Source organism: Lysinibacillus sp. 38-6 (assembly GCF_046245175.1).
In the GTDB taxonomy this organism is placed as follows: Bacteria; Bacillota; Bacilli; order Bacillales_A; family Planococcaceae; genus Lysinibacillus.
Genome location: NZ_CP176417.1, coordinates 4,135,530 through 4,150,552, shown reverse-complemented (window position 1 = coordinate 4,150,552; position 15,023 = coordinate 4,135,530). Strand labels below are relative to the sequence as shown.

Genomic DNA, 15,023 nt, shown 5'->3' with positions numbered 1-15,023 from the left:
CAACATTCATGACTATTACGCTAATTATACTGATACATACTATTTCCATATTGTCGTTTTATCGACAGGCAGGCGATACGATTGAAATCCTTCATTCATTGCTTTACCGATGGAAATTAACATAACTGGAATATAACGATCTTTCTCCAAACCATAAGCTTCTGCAATTCGTTCCTTCTCATAACCACCAATAGCATTTGTATCATAGCCATAAGCACGAGCTACTAACATAAGTTGCATGGAGACAAGGCCTGCGTCTAGCATAATCGTATCTTTCATCTCTTCATTGGACATGTTTTGATAGAGCGGTGTAAAAGCATTTAATTGAGCTTCTTTCACTTCTTTCGGCATATAGCCAAGTGCAACTGCTGAGCTGTATATTTCTTCGGCGTAATCAAAATTTTTGCGGTCAGCAAAGACAGCAATTACTGCAGAGGAGCTCATAACTTTATCTTTGTTGTATCTAGCAAGGGGGGCAAGCTGTGCTTTCCCTTGTTCACTATCAATCACGACAAATCGCCAAGGTTGCATATTAATAGAAGACGGTGCTTTGGATGCTTGAGCAATGATTTCACTCATTTCTTCACGGCTAATTTTAACGGTAGGATCATATTCTTTAATGGAACGACGTCCATATACAATTTCATTGAAATCATTTGTTTTTTGATATTTTTGCATAGTGTAACGAATCCTCATTTCTTTTTAATTGTCTTATCAATCATTGACTAATCAACTATTGATACGTCAATTAATATAATATGAAATTGATAAATAAGCAACACTTACGATTCGTGTAGCAAAACGTTAGTAAAAACTATAGAAATCAGCCGCAAATACCATCAATAAAAAGCGATCACTTTGAATAAAGATATTCAAAACGATCGCTTTGTTTTTACTTGTCGTATTGCTTTTTCATTACTGCTCAAGAAGGTCTTGTGACTTTTTTATTTGACGATGAGTGGTTTTTGTTATTGATTTTTATAGATACCACTTTCTCCTTGAATAGCTATACCGCCATCTTCTGTGTCAACAAAAACTATAGTATTGATATTATCTTTCACTTCTTTACCATTTATCTCTACTTTTCTTTGCACATTCGTTAATTTTTCTTCATCATTCATTCCTACTTCATTTTGTATATCCATCTCAAGTTTTAAATCTTTCGTTATCTCTACCTGTTTTGATTGTTCTTTTGGCATTTCTGCCGCTTGTCCAGTTGTAGCAAATATTGTAATGCCTCCTAAAACGAAAGTACTTGCTAATGCTACTCCTAAAATCGATGTTTTCTTTAATTTCATTATTGAAACAATCCTTTCTTCAATTCCATTTTTACTAAAATTATTGCAAAGTGGGGTCATTTTTTGACTTTTCTCAGCCATGTTGATAAGGGCGAAAGCATATTCAGCTTTTGCCTTATCACCAAATTGGCGAATTACTTTTTCGTCACACGATAATTCAATATCTCTATTGACAATATAGAACATAATCCACACGAGTGGATTGAACCAATGTAACGCTAAAATAACGATTAATATGATCTTCCATAAAACATCCAGTCTCTTTATATGAACGTATTCATGGGCTAGAACAAAGTGCAAGCTTCTTTCATCGTCCCAGTCGGTTGTTTTCGGAAAAATGATGACTGGTTTAAAAAGTTTGTATGTTAATGGCGCTGTTACTTGATCTGATACAGCGATTTGAACAGTTCTTTTCAACTTATGATTTCGAAGCCATTCATTTAGATAAACATTATTTTTCACTGGTATTGCTGTTTGAAATTCCTTATATGATCTAACATAAGATACGACAAAGAAAAGGAAAATCATGATAGCACCAATTAACCATATTGCTAAAACAAAATCGCTCTTGATTGCAAGGAATACATGGTTATATAAGGTGTTTGATTGTTGTTGAATTTCAATGGCATCATGTATATTTTCCGAACCGTTAGTAGGCATGATATTTAATAACTTTTGCATCATGGGCTGAAGATAAAGTTTTGAATAAAAAGAATAGGGAATAACAAGTTTTAATGCAACGATTCCCCAAAGAATTAATAATGTTAACTTTGGTATTTTATTCATAAATAGCAACCGAATTAACAAGACACTAATCAGTAATATAGAAGCATCTAAACTCATTTGTATGATATTCATATTTATATCCTTACTCCAAATCTTTAACAATCTGCTTTAGTTTTTTAATATCACTAGAAGATAATTTTTTTTGCTCTATTAAAGAGGCAAATAATAATGATGTTGATCCATTAAACATTTTGTCAATCAATTCGGTTGTTTCTTGTTCTTGAATTTGTTCTTTTCTAATTAAAGGATGACAAACAAAATTCGGTTCAATTCTTTCAATGGCACCTTTTTGAATACATTTCTTGATGACAGTATAGGTCGTATTTTTATTCCAACCGATTTTTTCATTTAATTTTTGAGAAATTTGTTTGGCTGGCAAATCCCCTTCTTGCCATAAAACATCCATAACTTGTAATTCTGAATCAAATAATTTAATTTCCATACGCGCGTACTCCTTTAAATTAGTAGACTATTGCAATAGTCTATATACTCATACTACTACGGTAGTCTGATGTTGTCAAGACTATCGCAGTAGTCTCAAATAAAAAAATCTGCATTCGATATACGATCGCATGCAGATTCTGTAAATAGTCGATTATTTGTACAATCATTTTTAGAAATTGTTCTATTCATTACAGAAAATAATTATTTAACTGCTCTCCATATTGTCCATCTATCTCTTTCAACTATATTGACTTCGCTTGCTATGGACGCATCAATATGATCTATAAGGAAATTTAATTCTTCATCATCTAATTCATGTAAAATACTTCTTCCGGTTCTCTCACGTAAGTCTTTGAGTAATTGTCCTTTAGTATCATATACTTTTCTAGTTTCCCATAACTTAACTTCTTCAATATTTCTAAAGCCAACTTCTTTAAGCGTTTCGCTAACAGATTGACTATTATGTCTGCGCTTCGTCTCTTTTTCAGCTAATCTTGGGAAAAGCTCAAAGAAATATCCTCTAAAATGGCTTTCATTGCCTGCTAGTAAACAATCTTCAGGGGTACGATCCTGAACAATATAATATCCGTCATTCTGTAACAATCGATATGCCTCATTAAAACAAGCGTGTAAATCCTCAATATGATGGATCAAAGCTCTTTCAAGCAATAAATTAAAACTGTTACTACCTAAGCCACTATCAAAGGCCGTGCCATACTTAAACTCAATGTTTTTATAGTCTTTACAATTTTCTTTTGCGCCTTCAATCATAGCTTCGGAAAAATCAACACCTGTAACAAAAGGCACACCCATGTCTGATAGTGCCTTACAATAAATACCTCCACCACATCCAATATCTAAAGCCTTCGAAATAGTATCAATAGGTACAAGGTTTTTTATTGCATGAAACCATGTTTCATCAGCGTTTCGAGTTGTATAAGTACTACCGCTATTTTTGCTGTGAAAATCAATTCCCACTTTCCATCCCTCATCTCAGCTTAATGAAAATAACATCAGGTATATTTTACCTTAAATATGAAACGACAGTGCAACGTCGAATACAAAAAAATCTGCATTCGATATACGATCGCATGCAGATCCTGTAATTCCTCATTAAATTTCAACAATTTTCTCTTTCTGTAATGCCTTTATAGTTAACTCGATGCCCTCAGCAAATGTTTTTTTCGGCTTCCATCCGATTGCCTTGGCCAGTTTATCATTATTTAAAAATGAATGCTCTATATCCCCTTCTCTTGGAGGAGCATATTGAATCTCTAATGGATGATTTAAATGTTGTAACAATAAGATCACTTGATGGAGTGACCACGCCTCATTTGTAGATACATTGTAGATACCTTGAAGTCTAGCCTGTACGCCTTCATAAATAGCATCTGCAATATCATCCACATAGATAAAATCACGCGTCTGTTCACCGTCACCAAAAATAGTAAACGGTCGGCCTTCAAGACTACTTTTTAACATGCTAGGAATAACGGCCGCTTCCCCTTGCATCGATTGTCTAGGACCAAAGACATTAGCAAAGCGGTAAATTAATGTTGGCAAGCAATAATCACGTTGCCACTTTTCACAATAGGTTTCACCAATACTTTTATTTAATCCATACATCGAAACAGGTTCACAACTATCCGTTTCTTCAAGTGGAGGGTAATTACTATTCCCATACACCGCCGCAGAAGAGGCAAAAACAAAATGTTTGACCTTGTACTTCGATGAATAAAAGAGCATTTGGCTAAGCCCTACGATATTGGTTAAAATGTCCTTCATTGGCTCCTGAATAGACAGCTGCACACTCGTTTGTGCCGCACAATGAATGACAACATCAAAAGCAACTTCCTTAAAAAAATGTTCGCACACCTCATCCTCAACATTTAATAAATAGGATTTATGCTCAAAATCGATGTTGCGCAGATGCCCGGTACTTAAATTATCAATAATATAAATATTGGCACCTTCCTCAAAAAAACGCCTTGCCACAGCACTGCCAATAAACCCATAGCCACCTGTCACTAATACATTCATCCCATCGCCCCCAAAAACAATATGATGTTTTATATGCATGAATTGCTAAAAATATGCAAGTAACATATCACTGGATTATTTTAACAGACTATTAGCATAGTGATAATATTTCTTTTAAAAAACATGCCTAACTAGATTTGTTGTCGGGAAACGATGCTCTCTTACAGTAAATATAGTGGCTTGTAACTTTCAATTAAAAGACAAAAATCCACACAAACTTCCCAGCAAGTGCATGACATCGAATCGCAAATTTTAGCTAGCGATTGCCCCATACATTGCCACGGAAGACGCGTGGATTTGAATGATTATTTATTTTTTCAACTTATTAAGCAGGATTTACTTCTAGTTCAACAGAGATTTTAATATCCTTGCCTACAAGTACACCACCAGTTTCTAATGCCGCATTCCAAGTTAAACCGAAATCTTCACGGTTAATTGTTGTTTCTGCCTCGAAGCCATAAACTTCCTGACCCCATGGATTTGTTCCTTTACCGTTAAATTCAGTATCGAATGTTACTGATTTTGTGACATCTTTAATTGTTAAATCACCAGTTAATGCATATTCATCACCTGATTTTTTTGTAATGCTTGTTGATTTAAACGTAATATTTGGGTATTGTTCTGTGTCAAAGAAATCAGCTGCTTTTAAGTGATTATCGCGATCTTCGCTACGTGTGTTAATGCTTGCTGCATCAATTGTAATGCTAATGTTTGCTGTTGTTAAATCCGCAAGATCTGCCGCTTCGATATCAGCTGAATAAGAATCGAATACACCTTTTACTTTTGATACCATCATGTGTTTTACTTGAAAGTTAATTGCTGAGTGTCCTAAATCGATATTCCATTTTGCCATTTTAAATTCCTCCAATTTGTTATGTTTTATATCTCGAATTCGAGATATATGTTAAAATATGAAGTAACTACTCTAATTATGTTTCCCAAAAATAAATGAGTTAAACATATGTAGTTACTTTTTGTACTTCTAAGCTTATTTTCCGTTACGAAAAGTAATCAATTACTTTATGTAACTTACTATATATTAATAAATAATTTACGTCAAGTAATTTATTTATTTTTTACGATAGATAAGAATAGTGTTGTTGATGTCCGCTGCGGCGGTGCTTTCCGCGGGTTATCCGGTGATATATAGACTTCTACCAGCGATTCGCGAGCTTCTATCAGCGATTTCTCTCATCTTACCCGCGATTCGAAAGCTTTTATCAGCGATTTCTCATTATTTCCGCTTCACTAATTTCCCTTGTACAACAAAGCGATGGTCATCACTTATGACGGAATCTTTACATGTAGAAAGTGTAATAATTTTATCATCTGGTGCTATATCAACGTTCATATCGATTGTTGAACGCTTATCCACTTCTGCGATAAAATGCATAAAATCTTCATCTGTTGTAAACTCTGTTTCAATATAATAAAAATCGATTGTCGTTTCATATGCTGCGAATATTTCTACATCATATCCTTCATATAGCGTATCGATATAAATCGTACGATGCGCATTGGCATAATCCTGATCTAAGTATTTTTTTAACGCGCCAAACATCGTCCCATCTTTCATGGCATGACCATATAATATAGTATTGCGACTTATATCTAGCGGATCATTACGAAAATCCATAAAAACACTACCTGCACGACTTGCCCGGTCTTTATAATTATGGGTCAAATAAAAATCATTATTATCCGTTTGTAAAATTGGATTGTTGAGCTTTGTATTATCGATGGAAATCCAACCTACAATGCGCTCATTGACAGCTAATAAATCATGAAATTGAGGTCTTATTGCATCATTCACTTTGATATCATCAGTCGTTATTTCTTCAAGAGCAACTTCTTTTTCTATCGTTGCCAAAGTTCCAGCATAAATCGTTTGTACTTCCTTTAAAGATTTTGCCGACTCATAATACGTGTAGAGGTACTTTACAAGCGCAAAGCCCGAATATAAAAATACACCAATATAGATAATTGTTAAAAGCTTTGATGTCCATTTTTTCATCGTTTCACCAACTTAAATACCGATGGGAACCATATAAAGGCCAAGCTGTTCATCTTCATTGAAGATTGCTTCAACCCCATATACTTCTTTGATTACTTCCTTCGTGATAACGTCCCGTGGCGCGCCTTCCGCGATAATATGTCCTGCTTTCATCAACATAATATGATCGCTATAACGAATTGCTTGGTTAATATCATGGAGCACCATGACAATCGTTAATCCATGTACCTCATTTAACGTTTTTACAAGTTCCAGTAGCTCGATTTGATAATAAATATCTAAATACGTCGTCGGCTCATCCAAACATAAAATTTCCGACTGCTGGGCTAATGCCATGGCAATCCATACTCGCTGACGTTCACCGCCTGACAGTGCTTCTAAATCGTGTGCACGCTTTTCTAGTAAATTAGTACAAGTTAATGCCCAATCTATCGCTTTCGTATCTTCTTCATCATTACGTTTTAACATTGTATGATGTGGAAGACGCCCAAAACTTACGAGCTTTTCAATCGTTAAATCTTTCGGCACTTCATTTTGTTGATAAACGATTGCTAGTTTTTTAGCAAATTCTTTTGGCTTGTAGTGGACTAGATCTTTATTTTCTAACGATACATTTCCTGTTTTTGGGACATGGTTGCGAGACATCACACTAAGTAATGTCGACTTCCCGCAGCCATTCGGACCAATAATCGTCGTAACTTTGCCTTTTGGAATATTCGTCGAGACACCATCTAAATGATTGCGTTTATTATCATAAGAGACAATAATGTTTTGCATTTCCATGTTTCATCACTCTTTTCGTAATAGGAATATTAAGAACGGACCACCGATGATTGCCATAATTGTGGAAGCAGGAATTTCAGTAGGCGCCACAATTGTTCGCCCTATTGTATCTGCTACTAAAATTAATAAAGCCCCTGCTAATGCTGTAAACGGTATAAGTATTCGATGGTCATGGCCAACTAAACGTCGAGCTATATGCGGAACTAGTAAGCCAACAAATGAAATCACTCCTGCGACAACAACTGACACAGCAGATAATAGCACTGCCACTGCTGCAATAATTAAGCGTGCTCGCGCTACGTTAAAGCCGAGACTTTTTGCTGTTTTATCTTGTAACACAAGAAGGTTACACCAGCTATAGAGCGCAAATGCTGCGACCAAGCCGATTGTTCCATATGTCGTAATGGTCGAAACATCTTTCCATGTGCGCATCGTTAAATTAGAACCGACGACACTTGCAGCCGATGTATTCAATGACCCACCTAGATTTAAAAATGCTTCTGTTAGGCCCGTAAACATGGCATTGATCGCAATGCCTACTAAAATTAATTTGAGCGGACTTAAACCTGATTTCCAGGACAAAGCAAAAACGAGCGCACATGCACATGCCCCACCGATAAATGCCAATATTGGCGTCATAAAAAATAATGCAGGGAAAAATGAAATAATAAATAACTGCACAAACGCTGCCCCGGAAGAAATACCAATGACGCCTGCATCTGCTAGCGGATTACGCATAACAGATTGCAACAATACACCCGATACGGAAAGTGCTGCTCCTGCAAATAATGCAACGACAATACGAGGAAAGCGTAAGTCACGAATAGCTTCCATTTGGCTATTACCTTCTTCAAAAAATGCTCTTATAAATTCAAAAAAGCCCATTTTAATACTGCCCGTCGTTGCTGAATAAATTATCGAAACAAGCAACAATAATATTACTATTGAAAAACTTAGTATTTTTTTCGTCATATCGGACTTCCTTTTTTAAAATTCCGCTAATAGTTTAAGTAAGTTTCTTAGCGTTCTATGTTGTGTTTGTTTCGTTTTTTTAGCTACTAAAAATATAAGAAAACGCTCTACGGCAAGACGAACTTGCTATACGAGCGACATTTTCAAATTACTTATTAACGATAAAAAATTTCCATTAGTTGTCCTAAAGCTTGCGGCACCTGTAGCGAAGCTGTCGTGCCAAATAATTCTTCTTCTAAATCATACACTTTGCCATTTTTTACAGCGTCAAAATGCTTCCAAATATCATTTGTTTTAAATTCTTCGTCGAACATTTTAACTACTTCATCAGGCATACCGTGTGATAGGCGTAAAATAATATCAGGATTACTATTATGCAAGTACTCTGTATTTGACGATAAATACTCTGCTTCTTGCCCCTCCATGACATTTACACCTCCGGCACGTTTCACAAGATCCCCCGCGTATGAATTTTCAGTTGCCACTAAATAACTGCCAGGAATACCGAGTAAAATTAAAACGCGAGGCCCTTCTTTATTAGCTGCGACAGTTTGCACAGCCTCAATATTTTTTTCAAGCCCCGCCACTAAATCTTCTGCTTGAGCAGTACGATTATAACGTTCACCTAGCTGTGTAATTTCAGCAATCATCGCATCAACGCTTTGGAAATTTAAAAAATTCACCGGTATATTGAGTTGTTCAAATTTATCTTGCAAATCATATTGTAGCGTTGATACTGATAATACATCGGTCGGAGTCAATGATTTCACAATTTCCATATCAGGCTCCATGGCATTACCTATAGTAGGCAAACCTTCAAAGCGTTTCGCTAATACTTTTTCAGTTTCCGGTACAGCGATTGCATCTAGCTCTAACTTATCTAAAATATCCGCTATTACTACGGTACCAGCAATAATACGATTATCGCTTTGGGCACTTGCTGGCGCTGCTACCTCTTCTTTTTTAGCAGGCGTTTCATTTTTTGCTTGATCGCCTCCACCGCTACAACCAGTGATTAACAAGACGGTCATAAAGGCTATCAATAACAACCAATTCCGTTGTTTGTTGCACATTTCGTCATCTCCTAGTTTTCAGTCTTTTTTGAATTTCTCAAGCGACGTACGACTAACCAGCCCGATAAAACGCAAATTAATACGAGCAATACGATTTTTACTTTATCTAGCTGAGCAAGTTGCTGATTAACTGTCGTTGGTTGCATTGCCTGCTCCGTTTTCTTTTCTTTTTCCTCTTCTGTTACCGGAGGTTCTTGTTCTGCTTCATCTTCTGCCGCATTGGCATCGAGTGTACGATCAAAAGCTAATGTTTCTTCTGGTAATACACTGACTGCTGTTTTTGGAGAAGGTGTCAGCAAGTTGATATTATTTTTAGACGTTACTGTTTTTTCCGCTAATGGCTTTTCTATTTGTTCACTCGTGACAACAGGAGGCTTCACGTTTACTACTTGCTTAGGTGGCTCGGCTTCTAAAGGCTTTTCTAACATATTTGCCACTTGTTGTTCGTCGAATTGTAGCTCAACATAGTATTGATGGTGATACGCTATCTCTGGAATATCGACTTTTACCCACATACGAGTTGGTCGTTCAAAATCAACTACTTCAAATTCAACAATTCGTCTATTATCCTGAACGGAGATAACAGTAGGTTCTAGCTGCTCTCCATGTTGCTCAACCGTTAACCCTGTTATCCAAGCTGATTTTAAAATGGTCATTTGCGCATAATATTTCCCGTCTTTTTTGATGACCTTCGCTAATGGATTGACATACGTATTCATAATGGAAGGCTCTTTTTTGCCATCAGCGTACAATATCGTATCGATAAACCACTCATTTTCAGATGTAGTTTCTTCTATTATAATTTCTTCTTCATTGTCTACGATTGGGGCTTTGAAGATGATACGAAGTTGCTGTGCAAATGGATAATCTCCTTCGTCTAGTTGGGAAGCTAATAGACCATTTATGAGAATCGGCTCTTTTAAGTCCTTGACATCAAACTGAACTAAATCTTCAGTCCATTTCGCAATAGTAGCACTTTGTTCACTATGTATTTCTTGTAAAATATATGGATCATTAATCGTCATCTCCACTGTATAGTGACCATTTGCCACATTGAGTGTTGCTTCCTCATTGAAAAATTGATTGTGTTCGAGTCCATCAATGGATAAAAAATTTAGTTCAACTTGATAGTTACCATCTGCTATTGAACGCTCTACTTCCGCTTGTGCATAGTGCGTCATAAATTGAGGGACAAGCACCCAGTTTATTGCACTTATAAGCGCGAATAAAAAGATCACTTTTCTGTTGAATGTTTTCATGGTTATTCCCCCAAGTTCTATAGAAGCAACAGTAACTTCCTTCCTCATCTAGTGAGAAAGGAAGTTGCCATTGTTGTTACGTATTATTATTCTTCAGACTCATAGAAAAATTTTAAAGAGTTATTTAAAATTTTCGCCATTTGTCCACGTGTTAATGGTTTATTTGCATTGATGTATGTTTTGCCATCCTTTGCAACAGCCCCTGTCATAATGCCTTCTTTGTAAAGTAATGAGAATGCTTTTTTCGCTTCATCATTGGCAATTGACGCTTGGTCAGCATATGGCAATGAAATCTCAACATGTAAGTCGCCTTCCGTTACTGCTTGGATAGCACGGTAAATCATTAATGCGCCTTGTTGACGTGTTAAAATGCCATTTGGATTGAATTTTTCACGTGATTCCACGATGCCATATTCCGCAAGCGCATTAATGGCATTTTCTGCTTCAATGCCTTTAATATCTTGGAAGCCAGCAACTTCAGTCGCTTCTAGCTCTAAAGTACGAGCAATCATTAACGCGAATTGTGCACGCGTTAAGTTGTTATGTGGATTGAATTTATCTTGTGGCATGATAATTTCATAAGCAAGCAAGTTTAAGATTGCGTCTTTATTTTCGTTATGATCAATATCTTTAAACGGATTAACAATCGGTGCTGTTGGAACTGTTGTTTCTGTTTCTGTGTCTGTATCTGTTACTGGGTTTTCTAAATCTACATTAAAGCTAAATTGTACTGTATGAACTGAATCATATTTAACGCCTGCAGCAGGCTCATTTACGATAATATGAAGCTCAGCACTTGCTAATGCTTTTAAATCTTTTACTTCAAACGTATAAATACGTTCATTTGTTGCTTTATCTTCTTCTGCTAATTCAGCGTCTTTACCATTTACTTTAAATGATTGTACATACTGTCCTTTAGGAAAATGCATGCCGACAACATAACCGCCTTCTACTTCACTCACAGCTATCGTAGGGCTAATATATTGCTTCATCATAGATTCTTCTTTAGTTCCATCTTTGTAAACTGTTACAGTGCCTTCATAGACAGCTTCGTCTGTAACAACTGTTTCCTCTTTTTCAGGTTGCTCTTCTTTTACTCCCTCAGTTGATTCTTCTGCTACATTATCTGCTTCAACTGGTTGGAAATCAAAGTCATACCATGTATCCATCTTGGCTTGCGGAACGACTACATGTACTTTTGCCGCAGTTTTCACCTTTGGATCTACTGGGAATGATACGATGCTAGAACCATCTTGTTGCTTTTCAAATGTTGCATCGACATATTTATCGCCTTGTTTTACTTGGAAACCAGTAATCATTGCAGCGAATTGTGCTGGAATCGTTAATTTCACAGTGTATGTACCATCTTTTTCAATAAGTAACCCTGTACCTGTGAAGTACTTATCCATGTATCCAGCTTCATCTGTACCAGGTTTATATGTTTGGAACTTTACAACTGTCCCTTCTGTCGTTTCAGCCTTCGCTTCCACTTTTACATCTGTTGTTACTGTCGTAGTTGTGTCAGCTACTTTTGCTGATGCAAATGATGGAACTGAAAGTGATGCTGCTAATAATGAAGCAAGAACGATTTTTGTTGCGCGAGATTGACGTTTTTTAGCCATTATTGACCCTCCATTTTTGTTTTGTATTTTGTTCTATAAAGTAAAAATGCTGATCCTGCAAATGCAACAAATAACATATAAGGCGTCGCATCGCTTGTTTGTGGATTTTGCACTTGACTTTCAGATGCTGTGGACGTTTTCGTATTATTTGTTGCTGTTGTTGCTGTGCTTCCCGTCGTGGCCGGTGCATCAAATACGAGTGAAACGCTATATTCGTGGTGATAATTAATATCATCGATATCAATTTTCATAGATGTGACAACTGGTTTTGCTAAATCTTTTACTGTGAATTGTACAACACGTGTATCAGCTGCTTTATCTTCACTAACAACTGTTGCTCCCCCTGGTGGTTGAAACTTCGTAATCCATGTACTGTTCTTTAATGTAATTTGGACAGTAGCTATGCCATCCTTGACTGTCACCTTTGCTGGTTTTAGGAAATAATCATTGGCAATTGACGCAGAGCTACTATCTGGTTTATTGACTTGATATTTCACAGAATAGGTGCCATCAGCCAGTTGAGCAGATGCATGTGGTAATGCTAAGTTAAAAATAACCATAGTCACTAGCATGACCAACATCATTATTTTCTTCATGTGCTGCACGCCTCCTCTAAAATTATGGAAAATTTTTATTTTTTTCCATTAAACATTATAATTGATGCCATAAATATTCTCAATATTTCCATTAGAGATAAATTATGATAAAGAAAATGAAAATAGTTCTCAATTACATACAGAATAATATCTTATACAGAGAAATGTCAACTAGCAATCGAAAAACATCCTCAATATGTCAAAATTTCCTCAAAAAAAAAGAATATCACTGTTAATTCCCAGTAATATCCTCATCATATTTATTTAGCAAAGATTTCTACTATACCAATTAGAATGAGTAACCAACCTGAAATAGCTGTCGAGTACATGCCAATAAACGTTTTTGCAAGCAGGGCACCAAAATGTATCCCCACTCCAACTGTGATAAAAGAAAAAGTGCCAATAGAAAGTACCGTCCATATAGCGGAAATGCCGTTTGCCCCTATTGCTATGCCACCTGCTAAACAATTAGCTGATAAAACAAACCCTAGTGTCATTGCCTCTCTCATTGAAATAATATAATTTTTATCCTCGTCAAATACTTCAGGATTTTTAGCAATGCCCTGCTTGGATAAGCGATTCGAAAATAACGTATATATCCCTATAGCACATAGTAAAAGGCTACCTAACAGATTGGCTATGTGTGGTGAAATATACTCGATAACTGTACTGCCAGCAGTTACTGCTACGTAAGTGACAATCATTGATATGATCGCAATAACTGCGTTTGATAAGACGGGAATCTTCACTCGTTTAACACCGTAGGCGAGACCAATGCCCAAATTATCTAAGTTGGCAGCTATCCCAATCAGAATAATAGTAAACCAATGCATGATTTCCCTCCTGTTCATTACACCGCAACGATATGCTCCACCTTTTAGTGAACTTTCCACATGTATTTTTGAAAACTGTCATTGCGTTAAGCCACTTTCTATAATATGAGGAATAAATTTTGTTCAAATGGGCGGTTAACTGCGAGGGATGCTTTACCTGTGGCTGGCTTAGTAGTTATGCGCGATTGGCAACTACTTTCTCATTGTGGTGTATTTCTTTGCAAGGTTGATAGAGCGTACTTTCAAAAAACCGCCTATTGTTTCATAAAAAAATTGCCCTTGATAAAAGCAATAATCAAGGGCAAAATATATTTTTTCTATTTAAAATTTATGAAACTACCACAATAAAATCAGTACAACAATTTCCCCAACCAAAATAAAATATAACCAGAATCTACCTACATCCTCACCAAAAGAGCACCTAGAAATAAAACGCCATTTCCAGATGCTCTCATTTAAAGTAAAGTAGATTGCATTCGTCTTTTCACAATGGAGAAGAAAGAAGCACTGTCCTTTAATGACAAGATAATGTCACACTGCCAAGCCCATCGAAGTCTGCTACAACGGTATCCCCTGGCTGAAAAGAAATCGCCTCAGACATCGCACCGCTTAAAATAATATCGCCTTTTTTAAAGCCTTTTCCTACCTTGGCTAATTCTTTCACTGCCCACACAATGGCAGTAGCAGGATGTCCTAATACAGCAGCGCTTGAGCCTGTTTGCTCCACAGTGCTGTTTTTACTGAGTACCATGCCGATTTGCCCCAAATCAAGCATGTGAGGGGAAACCCACTTACTACCAACTATAAATTTCGCCGAGGAACAATTATCAGCGATAACATCTGCTAATGTAAAGCGAAAATCTTTATAACGGCTATCTATTACTTCAAGGGCAGGTGCGACATATTTCGTTGCCTTTACAACATCCGCCTCTGTAACCGAATCCCCCGCCAAGTCCTCACCTAAAAAAAAGGCAATCTCCGGCTCAACTTTCGGATGAATGAGCTGTGAAAATTCAATGGCTTCCCATTCTAGTGCGAGCATATCACTATGTAAATAGCCATAAATCGCTTCGTTAACGCCCATCATCTGCTGCTTTGCTTTGCTCGTTAAACCTAGCTTCACGCCTACTTGCTTCGTGCCATTGTCCTCTAGCTTGCGCGCTAATAAAGCATCCTGTATACGATACGCCTCCTGTATCGTCAACTGTGGATAGTCGTCTGTCAGCTTGATGACTTCCTTTACATCACGCTCTGCCTCATATAAATAATCAACCATTTTTTGCTGATTTATTTGTACCTTCAT

The 15,023-nt window shown here is 36.6% G+C and carries 15 protein-coding genes; all 15 read right to left on the bottom strand.

Annotation, left to right across the window (positions count from 1 at the left end; genetic code table 11):
* Positions 1-39 precede the first annotated feature (39 nt).
* A complete protein-coding gene (locus tag ACKVEV_RS20795) occupies positions 40-678 on the bottom strand; it encodes a nitroreductase family protein (RefSeq protein WP_409368109.1) in 639 nt (212 codons plus the stop codon).
* A 290-nt stretch (positions 679-968) separates the two neighbouring features.
* The gene (locus ACKVEV_RS20790; protein ID WP_409368108.1) at positions 969-2,156 is read right to left on the bottom strand and encodes a M56 family metallopeptidase; all 1,188 of its coding nucleotides are present in this window, start codon (positions 2,154-2,156) and stop codon (positions 969-971) included.
* A 10-nt stretch (positions 2,157-2,166) separates the two neighbouring features.
* Positions 2,167-2,526 carry a BlaI/MecI/CopY family transcriptional regulator gene (locus ACKVEV_RS20785; protein WP_409368107.1) on the bottom strand — a complete coding sequence of 120 codons (360 nt, stop codon included), beginning with the start codon at positions 2,524-2,526 and terminating at the stop codon, positions 2,167-2,169.
* Between the two features lie 203 nt (positions 2,527-2,729).
* The gene (locus ACKVEV_RS20780) at positions 2,730-3,506 is read right to left on the bottom strand and encodes a class I SAM-dependent methyltransferase (protein ID WP_409368106.1); all 777 of its coding nucleotides are present in this window, start codon (positions 3,504-3,506) and stop codon (positions 2,730-2,732) included.
* Positions 3,507-3,641: 135 nt separating this feature from the next.
* Positions 3,642-4,568 carry an NAD-dependent epimerase/dehydratase family protein gene (locus ACKVEV_RS20775; protein WP_409368105.1) on the bottom strand — a complete coding sequence of 309 codons (927 nt, stop codon included), beginning with the start codon at positions 4,566-4,568 and terminating at the stop codon, positions 3,642-3,644.
* Positions 4,569-4,893: 325 nt separating this feature from the next.
* Positions 4,894-5,421: a YceI family protein gene (locus ACKVEV_RS20770; RefSeq protein WP_402925400.1), complete on the bottom strand. Its 528-nt coding sequence runs from the start codon at positions 5,419-5,421 to the stop codon at positions 4,894-4,896.
* A 381-nt stretch (positions 5,422-5,802) separates the two neighbouring features.
* A complete protein-coding gene (srtB, locus tag ACKVEV_RS20765) occupies positions 5,803-6,582 on the bottom strand; it encodes a class B sortase (RefSeq protein ID WP_409368104.1) in 780 nt (259 codons plus the stop codon).
* A 12-nt stretch (positions 6,583-6,594) separates the two neighbouring features.
* Positions 6,595-7,365: an ABC transporter ATP-binding protein gene (locus ACKVEV_RS20760; RefSeq protein WP_409368103.1), complete on the bottom strand. Its 771-nt coding sequence runs from the start codon at positions 7,363-7,365 to the stop codon at positions 6,595-6,597.
* Between the two features lie 6 nt (positions 7,366-7,371).
* The gene (locus tag ACKVEV_RS20755; RefSeq protein WP_409368102.1) at positions 7,372-8,337 is read right to left on the bottom strand and encodes a FecCD family ABC transporter permease; all 966 of its coding nucleotides are present in this window, start codon (positions 8,335-8,337) and stop codon (positions 7,372-7,374) included.
* Between the two features lie 155 nt (positions 8,338-8,492).
* Entirely contained in the window at positions 8,493-9,410 is a 918-nt protein-coding gene (gene isdE, locus ACKVEV_RS20750; RefSeq protein ID WP_409368101.1) for a heme ABC transporter substrate-binding protein IsdE, read from the bottom strand.
* A gap of 11 nt (positions 9,411-9,421) precedes the next feature.
* Entirely contained in the window at positions 9,422-10,669 is a 1,248-nt protein-coding gene (locus ACKVEV_RS20745; RefSeq protein ID WP_409368100.1) for an NEAT domain-containing protein, read from the bottom strand.
* An 86-nt stretch (positions 10,670-10,755) separates the two neighbouring features.
* On the bottom strand, positions 10,756-12,291 hold the full coding sequence (locus ACKVEV_RS20740; RefSeq protein ID WP_409368099.1) for an NEAT domain-containing protein: 1,536 nt from the start codon (positions 12,289-12,291) through the stop codon (positions 10,756-10,758).
* Entirely contained in the window at positions 12,291-12,887 is a 597-nt protein-coding gene (isdC, locus tag ACKVEV_RS20735; RefSeq protein ID WP_409368097.1) for a heme uptake protein IsdC, read from the bottom strand. The genes ACKVEV_RS20740 and isdC overlap by 1 nt, the downstream gene beginning before the upstream one ends.
* Before the next feature lie 260 nt (positions 12,888-13,147).
* Positions 13,148-13,720, bottom strand: coding sequence for a manganese efflux pump (locus ACKVEV_RS20730; RefSeq protein ID WP_409368096.1), 573 nt, complete (start codon positions 13,718-13,720; stop codon positions 13,148-13,150).
* A 514-nt stretch (positions 13,721-14,234) separates the two neighbouring features.
* Positions 14,235-15,023 carry a 2-keto-4-pentenoate hydratase gene (locus ACKVEV_RS20725; RefSeq protein WP_409368095.1) on the bottom strand — a complete coding sequence of 263 codons (789 nt, stop codon included), beginning with the start codon at positions 15,021-15,023 and terminating at the stop codon, positions 14,235-14,237.

Bases quoted from the DNA above. Each gene is read 5' to 3' on its own strand.
- ACKVEV_RS20770 (WP_402925400.1), bottom strand. From the start codon at position 5,421: ATGGCAAAATGGAATATCGATTTAGGACACTCAGCAATTAACTTTCAA.
- ACKVEV_RS20755 (WP_409368102.1), bottom strand. From the start codon at position 8,337: ATGACGAAAAAAATACTAAGTTTTTCAATAGTAATATTATTGTTGCTT.
- ACKVEV_RS20760 (WP_409368103.1), bottom strand. From the start codon at position 7,365: ATGGAAATGCAAAACATTATTGTCTCTTATGATAATAAACGCAATCAT.
- isdE (WP_409368101.1), bottom strand. From the start codon at position 9,410: ATGTGCAACAAACAACGGAATTGGTTGTTATTGATAGCCTTTATGACC.
- ACKVEV_RS20740 (WP_409368099.1), bottom strand. From the start codon at position 12,291: ATGGCTAAAAAACGTCAATCTCGCGCAACAAAAATCGTTCTTGCTTCA.
- ACKVEV_RS20775 (WP_409368105.1), bottom strand. From the start codon at position 4,568: ATGAATGTATTAGTGACAGGTGGCTATGGGTTTATTGGCAGTGCTGTG.
- ACKVEV_RS20790 (WP_409368108.1), bottom strand. From the start codon at position 2,156: ATGAATATCATACAAATGAGTTTAGATGCTTCTATATTACTGATTAGT.
- ACKVEV_RS20785 (WP_409368107.1), bottom strand. From the start codon at position 2,526: ATGGAAATTAAATTATTTGATTCAGAATTACAAGTTATGGATGTTTTA.
- ACKVEV_RS20795 (WP_409368109.1), bottom strand. From the start codon at position 678: ATGCAAAAATATCAAAAAACAAATGATTTCAATGAAATTGTATATGGA.
- ACKVEV_RS20725 (WP_409368095.1), bottom strand. From the start codon at position 15,023: ATGAAGGTACAAATAAATCAGCAAAAAATGGTTGATTATTTATATGAG.
- srtB (WP_409368104.1), bottom strand. From the start codon at position 6,582: ATGAAAAAATGGACATCAAAGCTTTTAACAATTATCTATATTGGTGTA.
- ACKVEV_RS20730 (WP_409368096.1), bottom strand. From the start codon at position 13,720: ATGCATTGGTTTACTATTATTCTGATTGGGATAGCTGCCAACTTAGAT.
- isdC (WP_409368097.1), bottom strand. From the start codon at position 12,887: ATGAAGAAAATAATGATGTTGGTCATGCTAGTGACTATGGTTATTTTT.
- ACKVEV_RS20745 (WP_409368100.1), bottom strand. From the start codon at position 10,669: ATGAAAACATTCAACAGAAAAGTGATCTTTTTATTCGCGCTTATAAGT.